Raw genomic sequence first — 16,341 nt, 5'->3', positions numbered from 1 at the left:
AACCCGCGTATGTACGCGAAGGAACAGCCCGTTGGATGCATTGCAAGCTCACAAGGACAATGAACGCGTTACGGCACGCTTGGAAAAGCTGCTCAATCGTTTGCCCGGCCTGGTCTATCGATGCAAAATCCATGAAGATTTCAGCATGGTTCTGGAATATGCCAGCAAAGGCAGTGAAAATTTGCTGGGCATTCCTGCGGAGGAAATGCTTGCCCAGCGTTGGAACACGATTGAGCGCATGATTGTGCCTTCGGAACTGGAGAAAGTGCGCAAGGCCGTATACGACAAAGTTGTCGCGCATGAGCCGTACCAGATAATGTACCGCTTGGTATTGCCCGGTGGGCACATCAAATGGGCTTGGGATCAGGGAGAGGCCATTTACGACAAAAATGGTAAACCTCTCTATCTGGAAGGCCTGATGCTGGACGTCAGCGAGCAGAAATTTCAGGAACTGGCCTTGCAGGACGAAAACCGCCAACTCCGGTTGAATATGGAACACAGCAACGGTTTGGGCAACATCGTGGGCAAAAGCGAGGCCATGCGCACAGTGTACAGCCGTATCCTCAAGGCTGCCGAGAGCGACGCAAATGTCGTCATTTACGGTGAAACCGGATGCGGCAAGGATATTGTGGCGCGAACCGTCCACAATCTTAGCGGATGCAAGGGAGAGTATGTGCCCGTCAACTGCGGAGCCATTCCTGAAACTCTGCTGGAAAGCGAATTTTTTGGTTATGCGCGCGGGGCTTTTACCGGCGCCACTGCCGCTAGGGAAGGCTTTATGGCGGCAGCACACAACGGCACACTTTTTCTGGATGAAATTGGTGAACTGCCCGCCAGTCTGCAGGTGAAATTTTTGCGCGTTCTGGAAACCAAATATTACAGACCACTGGGCACGACAGAACAAAAGAGATCGTCATTTCGCCTGATTGCAGCGACAAACCGTGACCTCGCCGCCTTGGTGGAAGAAAAAAAAATCCGCGCGGATTTTTACTATCGCATCAATGTGCTGGTCATCACCATTCCTCCGTTGCGGGAGCGGAAAGAAGATTTGCCGCTGCTGGTCGAGGCATGGAATAAGCGCAATGGCCTTGAGCTTGCGTTGCCGCATCAGGTGCGTCTGGCCATGAATCGTTATCACTGGCCGGGCAATGTGCGTGAATTGCACAATTTTTTGGATAGATATGCCGCCTTCGGCCAGAGCGCCGCTGATGCGCTGGGAGGTGTTGAAAATTCCATGCCCCCCATTTCTGAAGGACAAAGCCTGAATGATGCCACTCGTCAGCTTGAAAGAAATATTATTATGAAAACATTGGAAAAATTTTGCTGGCATCGCGGACATACAGCCCAAGCTCTGGGACTCAACCTGCGCACGCTCCAGCGCAAAATGAAGAGCCTCGGCATACGGAGCATGCTTGCGTAGCAAGGTTTTGTTGGGCAGGAACCTTCTGTAGCAGAAGGGGGGAGACGGATCCGTCACCGCCTGTTGCGAGGCGCTGTACTTCTGCATCGGCCATCCGTAATTACGAGATGGCCGATGCAGAATTGTTGACAGGGGCGATGGCCGCCCTGTGTCGGAAAAATAATGTTCAGGCGCAGTCGTGCTTGTCCCATGGCTCGCGGTTATTGCGTTCGATCACGGATTCCATGCGCGCAAGAGCCTCTCGCAGTTTGATGATTTCGTTGAGTTTCATGTTCGGATCCTTGAGTACCTGGTAGACAATGGCGGCAGTGCAGTTTTCGGTAATGGGCAAATCCACCAGAGTGGCAATGGTCAGAACAATATCCCCGGCAGTGGCGGGGCGCACCACCTTGCCGGCTTTGCCATTGATCCCCATGCCGTAAAAGGCGATACCGTCTTTGGCGGCGACCACTACTACAGTGCGGCGATTGGCGGCATCCAGAGCCGCGGCGACAGCATCTTCTCCTCCGGAGGTCACGGCAAAGGCTGTGTTCTCCAGAGTTTGGGCCAGAGCGGCGGCATCAACTTTCACAGCGCCCAACGCTACGGCCTTGTCAACAATTCCAGTAGGATCGCCCTTGACGAGAACAGCGGCTTTTTTGTTCAGCTTGTCTGTCGCCTCACCGGAGGCGGCGAGGTTCATGCCAGCGGCGTCAACAAGTATGGCTTTTTTTTCGGCCATCAGATTTTCTCCTATTTCACAAGGTTGGGGTCTTCCATAATCTGATAGATGGGCGCGCCTTCCGTGTCAGCAGGCACAGGCTGGCCCGCCATGTAGCACAGCGTGGGTACAATATCGGCAAGCCAGCGCGGACGGGGATAGACATAGCCTTTCTTGACGTTGGGACCGCGGAACATGAGCAGATTTTTCAAGCTGCCGCAGCCGGATTCTCCGGTGGGCAGGCCATAGCCATGCTCAGCCATATATTCGGGTTTGAGTACATAAACCACGTCACCGGCCTGCGCGCCACCCATACCGAAAACATGTGCGTCTTCACGGCGCACAGCGATGAGCACGGGGCGTTCGCCGGTGTCGGGGTGGCGGTAGTCAAGCAGGGCATCAATGATTTCAGAACGCACTTTTTCGTAGTCCTCAGGCGCTACAATCCCGCCGGGATATTTTCCCTTCAGATTCACATACACAAACATGTAGCGCTGGGGCACAGCCTTGGACTGGCTTACATCCAACTGATAGTTGAAACCCTCGGTTTCTTCATAAATATCCCAGAAATTTTCGGATTTCTTTGGTTCGTAAGAACACAGGCCGGCTTGCTTCAGCGCATGGGCAGTATTCAGAATCGGCCCCAAGGGGGTGGCTCCGTGGTCAGAGCAGCAGCAGATCAGGGTTTCGTCTCCCATGATTTCCATAAGTTTGCCCAGCAGGCGGTCTTCCACAGTATAGATATGGCGTTCCATCTTTTCCGCGGCGGTGCGTACCGCATCATCCTTGCTGTCCAGTTCGCTCATCCAGCCGTGATAAAACCAGTCGATGGGGTGGGAGTGCATATAGAACAAATCCCAGTCGGGATTGGTCTTGAGCAGGGCTTCGATAGTGTTCCAGAGCCATGCGCTATGAAATTCCACCAGTTCGCACACTGTCTCGGTGTCGATGATTCCGTGTAAAAAAGCTACCAATCCAATGTCGTTTGCTGTAATTTGCTTGGAAAAATCAATCTGTTCAGCAGCACTGGCAGGGGCAATAAACTGGGTGCGACCGGATATGCCCGAAATATACAGCTTGAAATCTTCTGCGTCATCAGACAATTGCATCAATTTGCAGCGAAAAACGCCCTTTTCGATGCGTCCATCGGAAATGACCTTGAAATCATGCTGCACCGGTTCGCTCCATTGACGAGGTGAGATGGTAAAAAAGGCTTTGCCGAAATCTTTTTCAGGGGCGATCGTGATACGGTCATAGCCGTCATCGCCGCTTTGCCATGCCAGCACGTGCCATTCCTGGTCTTCGATGGGATCAATACCTTCCTTGAAACGGATCCTGACCGTCATATCAAGAGGTTCATCCATATCGTCAGGCAGGTTTTTCCAGCCCTTGGCGCTATCAAAAGTTCCCTGCACGCCCATGGGATAGAATTCCGTGGAGATGACGCCTTCCGAGGCGAGAAATTCCTTGTGTTCGTTGCCGTGCAACGGCCAGCGTGTTTCGGCGGGAGAAAGGCCCTGCCCCATGACCATGATCCCATTTTTCATGTGTGAGGGCCAAGCCATGGGATAATTGACGACAATACACTTTTTCCCGGCTTTATCCCAACAGTCCCAAATGGTTTCAGCTGTCATGATATCGGACCCAAAAGCCTGCGAAGTAAACTTGTAGTCCAGCGACTGGCCCTCATGGTAGTAATAGTAGTCTTCAACGCCATGAGTACGAGGATAGGCGCCCGTGCAGATGGTGGCCCAGGAAGGTGGAGTTACCGTGGGCAAATTGTAGCCATCGGGAATGAAGCTTCCTTCATTCAGAAAGCGGCGAAAGTTGTCCAATCCGCCTTCGTCCAGCATTTTCATCAAACGCTTGGGAATCAAGCAATCAAAACCGATAACTGCGACACGCTTTGCTTTTACGGTCATAACAATTCTCCTTGGCCGGCTATCGCCGGGTTATGGCGTATTGCCGAGCCCATCCAAAAAATATGCCAAGCTTCGGCTGAGGGGGCCGAAAAAGCGGCATGTACGCTACCCGGAAGTGTATAGTGGGATTTTGCGCACAAACTGCACAGGCAAAAAAGACAAAATTGTCGCGTGATATCAAAAAAGTCCTTAACTATTAAAAAACCAATGCAAAAAATAAGATAACAACAAATGTCACTAATTGTGACAAAAATGTCGTGAATAACAAAAATTTTTTTCAAAAGGACGCAGAAAGGGCATTATTGTTGCTCGTGAGTGTTGGCACAATGTTTGTATCCGGGGGAGTGCATGGCAGAGAACAATTTTCACAACTTTGTCCTGGAGAAAGTCATATGAGCAGTGATCAGACGCCAACAGTACAAGGGAATGTGGATCTGCGGCCGGATTGGGGCATACTTGCTCCGAGCATTATTGTCATTTTGCTCATCAGTGTTCCAGCACTCATCATTCCCAAACGCACGGAAGATTTTTTTACGGCTGTCTACAACCCGCTGGCAGCCAATTTTGGCACATTGTATTTGTGGATTACCGTAGGCCTTATAGCCATGTGCTTCTATTTTGCCCTGAGCCGCTGGGGCAACATAAAATTCGGCGAACGCCATGAAAAGCCGGAGTTCGGCATTATAAGCTGGTCAGCCATGATTTTCTGTTCCGCTGTGGGCGGAGCCATTATGTTCTGGGCCATCACCGAACCCTTGTGGGACATTCTGAGCCCTCCGCAGTATGCCGAATCAATGAGTGTGGATGCGTATGATTGGGCTTTGGCGTATTTGCTGATGCACTGGGGACCGAATGCCTGGTGCACCTATCTCATCACCTCTCTGCCTATCGCATACATGTTGTATATACGCAAAGCCCCTTTTTTGCGCATCAGCACAGCCACAGCACCCATTATCGGCGAGCGGCAAGCGCGGGGCCTGATCGGGCGCTGCCTGGACGTTTTTTTTATTCTGGGCTTGATGTTCTGCACAGCGGTGACCATGTGCATTTCTCTTCCCACCGTGGCTTTTGCTCTGCGGGGTGTGTTCGGCATTGATCCGTCACTGGGCACGCAGGTGACTATCCTTGTGTTCAGTGGTCTTGTTGCCGGGTATACAGTATACAAGGGCCTAGATCGCGGGATCAAGTGGTTGAGCAACTTCAATATATTTCTGGCTCTGGTTCTGGTGCTGTACTGCTTTTTTTGTGGACCGACAGTGCAGTTGTTCAATATTTTCACAAACGCCTTTGGCAAATGGCTCGGCAACTATCCCAATATGGTATTTTGGACGGATCCGTGGACAGGTGGATCCTTCCCTCGTGATTGGACCATTTTCTACGCCTTATTTTGGGCCGGGTTCGGACCTTTCATGGGGCTGTTCATCGCACGCATCTCGCGCGGACGCACCGTGCGTGAAATCATTCTCTGGGGCACGGCCAGCACTGTGGCCGGAGCCTGCCTCATTCACGGCGTTTTCGGTTCTTACTCTCTGTATGTACAGCGTGAAGGTATTCTGGACGCTGTGGCTATCCTCAAGGATCAAGGCGGCGCGGCAGCCATGATCGCCGTTTTGGGAACCTTGCCTTTCAAGGGGGCGGTGCTCGTGGCGTACGCCCTGCTTTCGACGATTTTTCTTGCCACAACCGTGAACGCCGGTTCTTATGTGTGCGCCAGCACAGCTACCGTACGCCTTGGGCCCGCCTCGGAACCGGACAAATGGCACCGTACCATATGGTGCCTGGCGCTGTGCCTGTTGGCGCTTGGCCTCATTTCCATGGGAGGGCTGGGAGTTGCCAAAATGTTCGGCAACTTCTCCGGTGCTCTGATGGTTTTGCCTGTGCTTCTGGTAACTGCCTGCTGGTTGCGTATATTGAAGGAAGAGGGTGGCTTTGCTCTCAGATACTGCAGCAAACCCACGCCAGAAGAGGAGATGGCAGGCGCTCCTGTTCCCCCGCACTTTTCCAGAATGGTGCACCACGATTCGGGCATGCCTCGGTAGTGTCCAGAAATTTTCGCACTTTTCGTAGCACAAAGCCAAAACAACATGAAAAAACAAGCTTACGCAGCCCTGCAGGCCGCGTAAGCTTGTTTTTTTGCGCATTTCTCCGGGGCAGAAAGTAAAGAATCAACGTCGTTACGCTGGTACGGCGTTGCCTGTCTCAGGAGAAAGGAGGTTACCCTCTGTCTCGTCAGACAGGCTTGCTTTTTCCCGACTCGCCTGCAGGAGCCATGGCGGCTTTGGAGGTCGACATGAGATAAATCTCATGGGGATCCAGAATCAGGATTACAGAGCCGTCTCCCATGATAGTGGCACCGGAAATGCCTTTCAGATCACCGAGATACGCACCAAGCGGCTTGATAACGATTTCCTGCCGCTCCAGAAGCCGATCCACAACAAGCCCCAGGCGCCGGTCATTGTCATGGATAACCACCACAGAAAGCACATCGGGCAGGGGGGTGGTGCGCGGCAGAGACAGCATTTCGGCAAGCTCCACAATGCCAAGCACTTCGCCGCGCAGGGTAACGGCTTTGCGCCCCTTGACGTCCGTAAGGCGTTCGGCTTCGATTTTTGTCGTTTCCGAAACCGCATCCAGGGGGATGGCGTACATTTGCCCGGACACATTGACCATAAGGGCGTCAATGATGGCAAGTGTGAGCGGGAGGCTCAGCGTGAAGCGCGTGCCCTTGCCCAGTTCGGAATTGGTGCTGACGCTGCCCTTGAGGTTCTTGATATTGGTGCGCACCACGTCCATGCCGACGCCCCGGCCGGAAATGTCCGTAATTGTTTCGGCCGAGGAAAAGCCGGGGGCAAAAATCAGTTCAACGGCTTCCCTGTCGTCAAGCTGGGCAGCTTCTTCGGCAGATATGATGCCCTTGCGAACAGCGACTTCGCGCATTTTTGCCGGGTCAATGCCCTTGCCGTCATCTTCAATTTCAATGGCGACAGAATTGCCCTTGTGGAACGCGCGGAGGGTAACCTTGCCTTTGGGGGGCTTGCCCGCCGCGATGCGCACGTCTTCAGGCTCTATGCCGTGGTCGACAGAGTTGCGGATCAGATGTACCAGCGGGTCGCCAATGACCTCAACAACGCTCTTGTCGAGTTCTGTTTCTTCGCCTTCCATGACCAGATCCACCTCTTTGCCGCTTTTGCGTGAAAGATCACGCACAAGACGGGGGAAGCGGGAAAAAACCGACGATACCGGCATCATGCGCACCTTCATGATGGTGTCTTGCAGGTCGTCGGAAATGCGGGCCATGGCATAGGTCGTTTCTGAAAGGTCCTGGGCAACGTGGGCAACATCAATGTTGCGCCCGTCACCCTCAAGGGAGCGTGCGATCAGGGTATACCGGTTGCGGTTGATGATCAGTTCGCCAATGAGGTTCATGAGATGGTCAAGGCGCTCGTGATCCACGCGAATGGTGGAGGAACTCTTGTGTCCTTCCGCAGCCGGAGCGGCCTTACCTGCCGCAGGAGCCGACCCCTTGGGAGGCGCTGCCGGGGGAGCGGCGGGAGCCTTGGGAGCAGGAGGGGACGCAGGCGCTGAAGGTGCTGAAGCAGCAGGCACTGCGGGTGCGGCCTTGGGGGGCGGCGCTGCCTGTTGGGCAGGTGCGGCGGCCGGCTTTTCCGGCGCAGGAGAAGCTTGTGCCTCCGGTTGCGGGCTTTTTTTCTCTTCTGTGGCAGGGGGCGCAACGGGGGCGGCAGGGGCAGGAGTGTCGGAAGCGGCAGCAGCCACCTTTCCTTCGTCCAGAGCCTGCTGCACCATGTCTTCAATAATGGAAACTTCCTGATCCAGAAGATCAATCATCAGCGAAAAGTCAATGCCGCTGCTTCTTCCCTGATCCACGATGCCGGAGGTACGCTCGGCATAGACCTTGATTTCGTCAAGCCCCACAAAGGCGCAGGCGTTCTTGACCGCGACCAGGCAGCGGTAGATGGCATCGATGGACTCCTTGTGGCTGCCGTCCTTCTTGAGGGTTTCCAGCGCCGCACGGATAATTTCAAACTGCTGGCGCACGGTCACGCGAAATGCTTCGGCATCATCATTTTCAGTGCCCACAGGAATGATCGTCGGGGGCACCACTTCAACGGCAGATTCCTGTTCCGCAGGGGCAGCAGCTTGCGGCGCACCGTGCGAGGCGCGCAGGGCGGAGGGCAGTTCGATGGGCCCACCGGCCAAGGCGGCCTGAAGCTGTTTGACCACAAGCTCTGTCTGGAAAGGAGAGGCATTGCCGCTGGTCACTTCAATTTTCTGCACCAAAGCTTCCATGACGTCGACCACAAGAAGGAGCAGGTCAATCAGCTCATGGGTCGGCGTGATCTTGCCCTGCCGAATGTTGTTGAGCAGGGTTTCCGCTTCGTGGGTCAGGGCATTGAGCTCATGGTAGCCGATAATGCCGCTGTTGCCCTTCATGTTGTGAAAATAGCGGAAAAGATCGTTGACCAGGTCTTCTTTTCCGGTCGGATTTTCTTCCAGATCCAGCAGGCCGTTGGTCAGATTTTCAATAATTTCATTGGATTCATCAATAAAATCTTTCAAATGCCCTTCGCCAAAAGCCGTGAGGGCATATTGCGGCAGAGCAGGCAGTGACAAAACCCATTCCTTGCCGCTCATGGGGCTGCCCGTGGCTTTGTCCGGATCGGGAGGTGCGGCAGCGGGGGGGGCAGAAGCGACCGTTTCTTCAGGTGCGGGGGATGTGCTTTCCTCCACGCCAGAAGGGGCAGACACGGCTTCCTGCTCTTCCTGTCCCGCAGAGGGGGCAGGGCTTTCTCCGGCCATGATGGCGTCTATCTGCGCCATGATATGTTCTGTAGGGACATCACCTTCCGCATTGCTCGTTTCCAGATTGTCGATCATCTGGCGCAGAGCATCGGTGGAGGCCAGGATGACATCCATAATTTCCGAGGTGACAACCATGCTCCCTTTGCGCAACTCATCCAGAATATTCTCGGACTTGTGCGCCAGATGGTTGATTCGGTTCAGCCCCAGAAAGCCGGATGCCCCCTTGAGAGAGTGCATGGGACGAAAGATATCGTTGAGCAGGGCGAGATTATCCGGAGCCTTTTCCAGTTCCAAGAGGTTGGGCTCAATGGTTTCGAGATGCTCTTTCGCTTCCGCAATGAAGTCGGAAAAAAGTTCCGGATCACAAAATTCTTGGCTCATACCGCATACCTTACCTTAACAAGAAAACGTATGGCATCCAGGTGGACGCATCCTGATTTTCTTATCGGTTATCCCAGCAGCATCTTTATATTGCGAACCATTTTTTCCGGTTGAGCCGGTTTGACCATGTACAGGTTGGCCCCCAGGCTCATACCGAGCTGGATGTCTTTTTCCTGCCCTTCGGTGGAAAGCACAATAATGGGAGTGTCCTTGTACGCCTCCTGTGCCCTGATGTGTTTGATGAAGCTGAAACCGTCCATGCGGGGCATGTTGACATCGGAAACGATAAGGTCAACCGCTTCAAGGTTATACAATTTTTCGATGGCGTCCTGACCGTCTTCGGCGGTGCTGACTTTGAAGCCCTCTCCTTTCAGGACAAAGGCGACCAGATTCCGGATGGTTTTCGAGTCATCAACGATGAGGATATGCTTTTTCATTTTTTCCGTCCATGCTGGTTGGAGTTATGCGCAACAGGCTGCGAAGTGGAGATGCCTTTATCCCGTCAGCAGTTTTTCCAGAATAATATCTGGATTGACAATCCCGTACAGCTTTCCTTCAATATCAGCAATTCCACATAAAAATTCTGCTCCAGATCCGAGGTGTATCTCTGCATTCCATGAAAATTGTTCCTGTTTGAGTGTGTACAAGGTATGCACATTGTCGATGATAAACCCGAGATGCATTTCTTTTATGGAGCATACGATGATAAAGCTTTTTTGTGTATAGCGGTAATTTTTTTCCAGAGTCAGCAGGGCATCCAGATACAGCAGCGGAGTAACCTTGCCGCGCAGATTGACAACACCGGCAACAAACGAAGGGGCCCTGGGGAGGCGTGTCAGAGGCATATGGCGCAACACCTCCACGATCACCGATACAGGCAGTAAAAAAATCTGCTCCCGCACATAGAACGAAACCATCTGAACGCTGCTCTCTGACAAAAGGCGCGTGCGCAGGTCAGCATGGGGCTTTTCTTTCTGATCTTGTACTGTTTTTTCCTGTGTGGCGGAAAATACTGCGGAGGGCATGAGCGCCTCTGGCTGCACCTCAGGGAGATGGGCAAGCAGGTCACTGCCCAGATATTTTTGCACAAAAGATTCTTCCGCCGCATTCAGGGAAAAATGGCTCCCTGTTGTTTGGGGCATGTCAAAGTTCAGTGCGGCAAAATATTCTTCAGGTGTTTTTACCATAGAGACATCACTTCTTTTGCAAGGCATTCGTAGCAAAGAGCACCCCTGGATCTGGCATCAAGGTCGTAGATCGTGCATCCTTGGGCGCTGGCTTCACGAAAGCGTGTGTCTATTCCTATAATTGTCGAGAACAGGGAAGATCCCATTTTTTCTTGCAACAGAGCCAAAACCCGGTTGCAGGCCTTTGTTCTTTTGTCAAACATGGTGGGCACTGCCCGGTAAAATACCGGCTTTCCCAATGCCTTGTTGAGAATGCCCAACGTGTCAAAAAGTAACTTCAGTCCGTGCAACGCCAAAAAATCTGTCTGAATGGGGATAATGAGCACATCTGCGGCAACAAGCGCATTGACCAGCAGGATTCCGACATGCGGGGGACAATCCAGAACAATATAGTCGTACTGGGGAAGAACATGCCGCATTCCCCGAAGAAGAATGGCACCCTTGCCCTTGCGTTCGCGCAAATCCAGCTCAAGCTCCGCCAGGCGGATGCTGCCCGGCGCTATATCAATGTGCGCCAGGGCGTTTGCACGGATGATTTTGTTCCACAACTCCGGCCATTGGCTTTCTTCTGCCAGAAAAAGATCGTGCAGACTGTGCCCGATGTCTTGCGCATAGATTCTGGCATGCAAGGTCGCACAGGCATGGGGATCCAGGTCGAGCAAAAGAACTTTTTTCCCCGCCCGCGCCAGCGCACTGCCCAAAGTGACGGCTGTTGTGGTTTTGCCGACCCCTCCTTTCTGATTGGCGATAGCCAGCACCTTTGCGGCCATGCTTACCCCAATTTGCGATAAATGATCGTGCCCTTGTGGTGCTCCATGTGGAAAGCGCGGCTGATGTTGTGCAGAGACTCTGAGTGCCCGATAAGCAAAGCTCCATTGATCTCAAGATTGTCGTAAAAGGCGCTGATGACCTTGCGCTTCATTTCATCGTCAAAATAGATGATAACATTGCGGCAAAACACAATCTGCGACTTTTCCACCCGCTGAAGCTGGGCCTTGTCGTTGAGGTTGATCTGCCCGAATGCCACGAGTCTTTTGACTTCGGGAAGGATTTTATATTGCTGGCCGTCTTTGAGAAAATAGCTTTCAACAAGGTTTTTGGGGGTCGTGCGCAATGTATATTCGTTGTAGACGCCCCGCTGGGCCGCGGCCAAGACTGCCGCAGAAAGGTCATTGGCGGTGATTTTTATATCCCATCCGGCAATTTCTCCTTTCAGGAGTTCATGCAAGATAATGGCCAAGGTGTATGGTTCTTCACCGGTGGAGCAGCCTGCAGACCATATCCGCAATTTTTTGCGTCCCGCAGAGCGGCATTTGTCAAGAATGCCGGGCATCACGTTTTTTTGAAAAATTTCAAGTTGCGGAGGATTGCGGAAAAAACTTGTTTCGTTGGTCGTGACAACTTCAAAAAGTTTGTTCAATTCCGTACCACGGCTGGCATCATAACGCAGATAATTGTAATATTCGTGGTAACTTTTGAGGTTGAGGGCTTTGATGCGGTTGGAAAGTCTGTTTTCCACCAAATATTTGCGATTTTCAGCAATAAATATTCCGCACTGTTTGTAAATGAAATCTCTCAGTTGGAGGAATTCTTCATCTGAAACTTGCAGTTCCTTGCGAAACGGGGAGGTCGCCTGCGGCGCTGTCCCGGCTGTCTGCGAGCGAAAAGCCGTGGAGGGGGTCAGGGGGGTGCGCAGGGGAGACGGCGCAGTTTGCTGCGGACGGGAAAAGGGTGATTGCGGCAGGTTGGGCTTGGCAAAGGGACGGGCGGGCGTTTTTTCCCCCAACAGGCCGGGCGATGCCGGTCGGGCAGAAGAAAAGCGGCTGGACTGGGCCGGAGTGTCCGCCCCTGTGGTGGCGCGCACAGGGAAGCTTTGACCGGGCTGTGGCGCGGGCGCAGACGAAAGAGGAGAACGCAAGCCGCTTGCCGGGGGAGCGGCGGGCGCAGATGGAGATTCCGTTCTGGGGAAAGCGGAAAAGCGGCCCTGGAGGGGGGATGAAGGTGCGGCTTGCAGCGGCGTTTTGGATGTTGCAGAAGAACCGTCAGCGGCACTTCTCTGGTTGCCAGAGGGCGTGCTGTTCAGCGTTTTCGACAGAAAAGTGGGAGGTTGGGACATAGCTACTCCTGCTCGGACTGGATCGCCGCCACTGCGTCAGCCGCGGCATGCTGGATTTCAGGATCTTCATGGTTCATGATGCCCAGCAATACACCAAAGGCAATATTCCCGCCGATTTTCCCCAAGGTTTCAATGCTTTTCAGGGCAACGATGGGGCTGCCGTTTTCCAGTATCTGCGCAAGCATGGGAACGCACTCTGCTATTTTTTGCGCCCCCAGGGCCTCCATCGCCCTGATTTTGACCCAGTCGTTTTCATCGCGAAGCGCGTTCATGACGTGGGGTATGGCCTCCGCGCCGATGTGCCCCAAAATATCCACCAGTGCGAGGCGCACATCCTTGTCGGGGTCTTCAAGAAGGGGCACAAGAAGGGAAAGATATTCTCCAGCCTGGCTCCCGATGTTCTGAAAAGCCTCAACAGCCACTTGGCGGACTCGCGGCGATTCGTCCGAAAGTGCGCTTGCGATTTCATGAAAGTTTTCGATCAGGTTGTACCGCCCCAGAGCGTACACTGCCATCATGCGCTGCTGCGCGTCATCACTCCAGGCCCGCTCTTTGAACCGGGCGTTGAGCGCCGGGCTGGCCAAGTTGATGCAGGCTTCCAGGGCCATTTCTTTTACGTCAACATATCGGTGGTCAATCTGGCTGAAGACCAGTTCGTCCACTTCGGGGCACGAGGGCTGGTTGCCCAGAAATATCAGCACATTTTTCAGCGCTTCTGCATCGTTCGATTCTTCCATGACGGACATGAAAAACGACATGTCCGTGCAGTCGGCAAGCTGTGCGACAATGGCGATGGCAGCCCTAGAAATGTCTGTATTGGCTCTCCAGTAGATTTTTTTGAGTTCGTCGATTGTCCGGTGATCGTTCATCAGGCGGCAAACATCCATCATGACCAGAATGCGCTGTTCGTCATCGCTGCGCAGTGCATCTCGCACGGTATCGTTATACCCGATGGAGGCAATGGCCTGGATTGCCGCTTCATACAGTTCCGGCTCTCTTTCCGCATCAAGAGAGAGCGCCCGGCTGATAACAGCTTCGGTGCAGTCGTCGTTGCCAATGGCGGCCAGCCCTTCCAGGGCCGCCAGCAAAATGTCATCGTCTGTTTCCGTCAGGGCATCCACAAGGTAGGTGCGCAGGCGTTCTTTCGATTTTCCGGTCAGCAGGGCCAGCGAGCGCCCTGTCAGGATTTGCACGATGGCCTTGACGATTTTGTGCCGCAGGGCGGCAGTGACGTTTTCCAGCGAGTTGAAGAGCAGTGGTATGGACTTCACATCGCCGAGATCGCCCAAGGCATCAATGATGGCAGAACTTACCAAGGGCGTTGCCTGCGGCAAAAGTTTTACCAGCCCGCTGGCTGCGGAATGATCCCTGATTTTTGCCAGGGCTTCAACTGCGGCAAACTGAACCCATTCCTCATCATGAACCGCCTGGCAAAGGGCATCGACGGATTCCGGAGATGCCAGATTGCCCAGACTCACCGCAGCCTGATAGCGGACGTTGACCTCCGGATCCTTGAGCAGGGCTCGATTGAGCAGGGCAATGGCTTGCGGGGTGCGGCAATAGCCCAAAATATCCGTGATGAAGATGCGCAGGTCCACATCGTCATCATGCAGATATGTTTGCAGGCTTTCCATGCCGTCAGAACCGATTTCGCGCAGAATATCCATGCTCACGTTGCGGACGGGCGCGTCCTCGCTGTTCAGCAGGGGCAGAAGGGCCGCGACAACCTGTGGCCCGCGAATTTTGCGCAGGGCAAATTCCGCCGCCTCCTGCACCCCGATGCTGTCGCTTTTGATGTGCTGGCACAGCAGGGGAGTGGCCTCTTGAAGCTGCATGTCTCCTGCGGCAAAGGCGGCACTGCGGATAACCTCATGATCGCCTGACTGCAGGGCTTCCATAACCTGCGAAGGGTTTTGTTGCGTATTTGGCACGTTCGCTCCTTTTCTCTTCGCTGTGCGTCAGCCCTTGACGCCCGTGATGATGGCATTGGCAATATCGTCCGCGTCAAGAATCTGATTGGCGAGCTTGGCGTCCACAACAGCCTTGGGCATGCCATAGACAACGCACGAAGCCTCGCTTTGGGCAATAAGGCAACCGCCTGTTTCTCTGAGAACTTTCGCTCCTTCGCACCCATCAGCCCCCATGCCGGTGAGCATGACGCCAAGCGTCCGACGCCCCATGGCCTTGCCCGCAGTCTCCATAAGCAGGTTGACTGTGGGCTTGTAGAGGGCATCGCGCGGTTCCTCCGTGACGGAGATTTCCGGCAGGGCGCCCCGCATACGGATGCCGATATGCTTTCCGCCCGGGCACACATAGGCATGCCCGAGCTTGAACTTGTCTCCGTCAACGGCTTCGGTCACGGTGATTTTGCACACGCCGTCAAGGCGTTTGGCAAAGGGGCCGGTAAAAGCCGCAGGCATGTGCTGGGCAATGAGTATGCAGGCGGGCAGATCCGCCGGCAGTGCGGAAAGAATTTTTTGCACAACAGGCGGGCCGCCTGTGGATACGCCGATGACCACAAGGTCGCGTGGCCCGCGGCAGGGCGACTGGGCATAACTGGCTGCGCCCACCTGTGGGGCTTTGGGAATTGCTGCCGGGGGAGTGGAGATGCGTCTGTATTTGAGCTTGATGATGCTTTTGCGGCGGGCAAGAGCGGTTACTTTGCGCCGCAGTTCTTCGCCAAAAACTTCCTTGTCGTTGCTCATTGTCTTGGGAATAAAATCCAGCGCACCGAACTCCATGGCTTTCAGGGTGCTTTCGGCGCCGCTCTCTGTCAGCGAACTGATCATCAACACAGGGAGGGGAGTGCTTTTCATGAGGGCCTGCAGCGTGCCCAGTCCGTCCAGCCGGGGCATCTCCACATCCAGCGTCATGACATCCGCATCAATGTCCGCTGCTTTTTTGAGGGCATCCTGCCCGTCATGAGCGGTTCCAACGACCTTGATGTTCGGGTCTTTTTCCAGAAGAGAAACAATGGCGTTACGCATGAAGGCGGAGTCATCCACAACAAGAACCCGAATCATCCCCACGCTCCGTTTTTGGTTATGCATTCCCTCAAGTTCATTCAATCCCTTACGTCAGAACAGGCAGTTTTACAACAAAAAATGACTTGCCAATTTGTGGCTGCTCGCATATCTTCCGCAACCACGGGATGTGGCTCAGCTTGGCTAGAGCGCAGCGTTCGGGACGCTGAGGCCGCGCGTTCAAATCGCGCCATCCCGACCAGAAAAATCAAACGGCGGCGCGCAAATGCTGTCCGCGTTCAACGACAAAGTCCCCTGCTCTTGAGGCGGGGGACTTTGTCGTTGATGAGAGTCGGCTTGGCCATACCGGGTCTACAGGGTCTACACCCAAAAGAGGGGCGGAAGCCCAGAGAACCCTTTCCGGCCGAATTCATATTTCCTGCCCGCAAAGTACGCGTACGCGCAACCTGTAGAAGTCATCTCATAATCAATCTGAGCAAAATCATGATGCAGCCCAGTTGCGCCATTGCCAGAAAGTTTTCTGCATGAAACTGGTATGTTACGACAAGGCGTTTGTCGCTGTCGTAGGCTTTATCGCCGAACAAACGGCCTGGAAGCTCATTGGTGAACGTGCGGTCCAAGGTGTCTTCCACCAAGATCACTTCATGAGGCGACGCGCTTGCCACGTGAAGGGCGAGAGGAAAACCAGCAGCGTCTGCCACTGCCATGATCTTGGTGCCCTTGCCGCGTTTGGTTTTACCAACGGCACGGCCCCCTTTTTTGCCGGGGCGAATGTCCCGTCAATGAAGGCTTCCCGCAAATCAAGCTTGC

At 53.9% G+C, this 16,341-nt stretch carries 11 protein-coding genes, 1 tRNA gene and 1 pseudogene; 3 read left to right on the top strand and 10 right to left on the bottom strand.

Features of this window, described 5'->3' with window-relative positions; all coding sequences use genetic code 11:
* Positions 1-31: 31 nt before the first annotated feature.
* Complete coding sequence (locus EII23_RS02705) at positions 32-1,420, top strand: sigma-54-dependent Fis family transcriptional regulator (protein ID WP_260424562.1); 1,389 nt, start codon at positions 32-34, stop codon at positions 1,418-1,420.
* Positions 1,421-1,586: 166 nt separating this feature from the next.
* Here the strand turns inward: EII23_RS02705 and EII23_RS02700 are convergent, their stop codons facing one another.
* On the bottom strand, positions 1,587-2,141 hold the full coding sequence (locus EII23_RS02700; RefSeq protein ID WP_124791853.1) for a hypothetical protein: 555 nt from the start codon (positions 2,139-2,141) through the stop codon (positions 1,587-1,589).
* 11 nt (positions 2,142-2,152) lie between these two features.
* Entirely contained in the window at positions 2,153-4,042 is a 1,890-nt protein-coding gene (locus EII23_RS02695) for an alkaline phosphatase family protein (protein WP_124791852.1), read from the bottom strand.
* A gap of 392 nt (positions 4,043-4,434) precedes the next feature.
* Between EII23_RS02695 and EII23_RS02690 the strand changes: the two genes are divergently transcribed.
* Positions 4,435-6,081 carry a BCCT family transporter gene (locus EII23_RS02690; RefSeq protein WP_124791851.1) on the top strand — a complete coding sequence of 549 codons (1,647 nt, stop codon included), beginning with the start codon at positions 4,435-4,437 and terminating at the stop codon, positions 6,079-6,081.
* A gap of 190 nt (positions 6,082-6,271) precedes the next feature.
* Here the strand turns inward: EII23_RS02690 and EII23_RS02685 are convergent, their stop codons facing one another.
* The 7 genes from EII23_RS02685 to EII23_RS02655 form a co-directional block, all read right to left on the bottom strand.
* Complete coding sequence (locus EII23_RS02685) at positions 6,272-9,244, bottom strand: chemotaxis protein CheA (RefSeq protein WP_124791850.1); 2,973 nt, start codon at positions 9,242-9,244, stop codon at positions 6,272-6,274.
* 68 nt (positions 9,245-9,312) lie between these two features.
* Positions 9,313-9,681, bottom strand: a complete 369-nt coding sequence (locus tag EII23_RS02680) for a response regulator (RefSeq protein ID WP_124791849.1) — start codon at positions 9,679-9,681, stop codon at positions 9,313-9,315.
* A gap of 57 nt (positions 9,682-9,738) precedes the next feature.
* Positions 9,739-10,332 (bottom strand): chemotaxis protein CheW, encoded by a 594-nt coding sequence (locus EII23_RS02675; RefSeq protein ID WP_260424561.1) that lies wholly within the window; start codon positions 10,330-10,332, stop codon positions 9,739-9,741.
* A gap of 92 nt (positions 10,333-10,424) precedes the next feature.
* Positions 10,425-11,201: a ParA family protein gene (locus EII23_RS02670; protein ID WP_124791847.1), complete on the bottom strand. Its 777-nt coding sequence runs from the start codon at positions 11,199-11,201 to the stop codon at positions 10,425-10,427.
* 2 nt (positions 11,202-11,203) lie between these two features.
* Positions 11,204-12,040 carry a protein-glutamate O-methyltransferase CheR gene (locus tag EII23_RS13340; protein ID WP_260424572.1) on the bottom strand — a complete coding sequence of 279 codons (837 nt, stop codon included), beginning with the start codon at positions 12,038-12,040 and terminating at the stop codon, positions 11,204-11,206.
* A 509-nt stretch (positions 12,041-12,549) separates the two neighbouring features.
* A complete protein-coding gene (locus tag EII23_RS02660; protein WP_260424560.1) occupies positions 12,550-14,478 on the bottom strand; it encodes a HEAT repeat domain-containing protein in 1,929 nt (642 codons plus the stop codon).
* A gap of 27 nt (positions 14,479-14,505) precedes the next feature.
* A complete protein-coding gene (locus EII23_RS02655) occupies positions 14,506-15,570 on the bottom strand; it encodes a chemotaxis response regulator protein-glutamate methylesterase (RefSeq protein WP_124791845.1) in 1,065 nt (354 codons plus the stop codon).
* 124 nt (positions 15,571-15,694) lie between these two features.
* Between EII23_RS02655 and EII23_RS02650 the strand changes: the two genes are divergently transcribed.
* A tRNA-Pro gene (locus EII23_RS02650) sits at positions 15,695-15,772 on the top strand.
* A 316-nt stretch (positions 15,773-16,088) separates the two neighbouring features.
* Here the strand turns inward: EII23_RS02650 and EII23_RS02645 are convergent.
* Positions 16,089-16,341 (bottom strand): annotated as a pseudogene (locus EII23_RS02645) (transposase); the annotation flags it as partial.

It is taken from the genome of Desulfovibrio sp. OH1186_COT-070, assembly GCF_003860215.1.
Classification (GTDB): domain Bacteria; phylum Desulfobacterota; class Desulfovibrionia; order Desulfovibrionales; family Desulfovibrionaceae; genus Desulfovibrio.
This window is presented reverse-complemented; position numbering and strand designations above follow the sequence as displayed.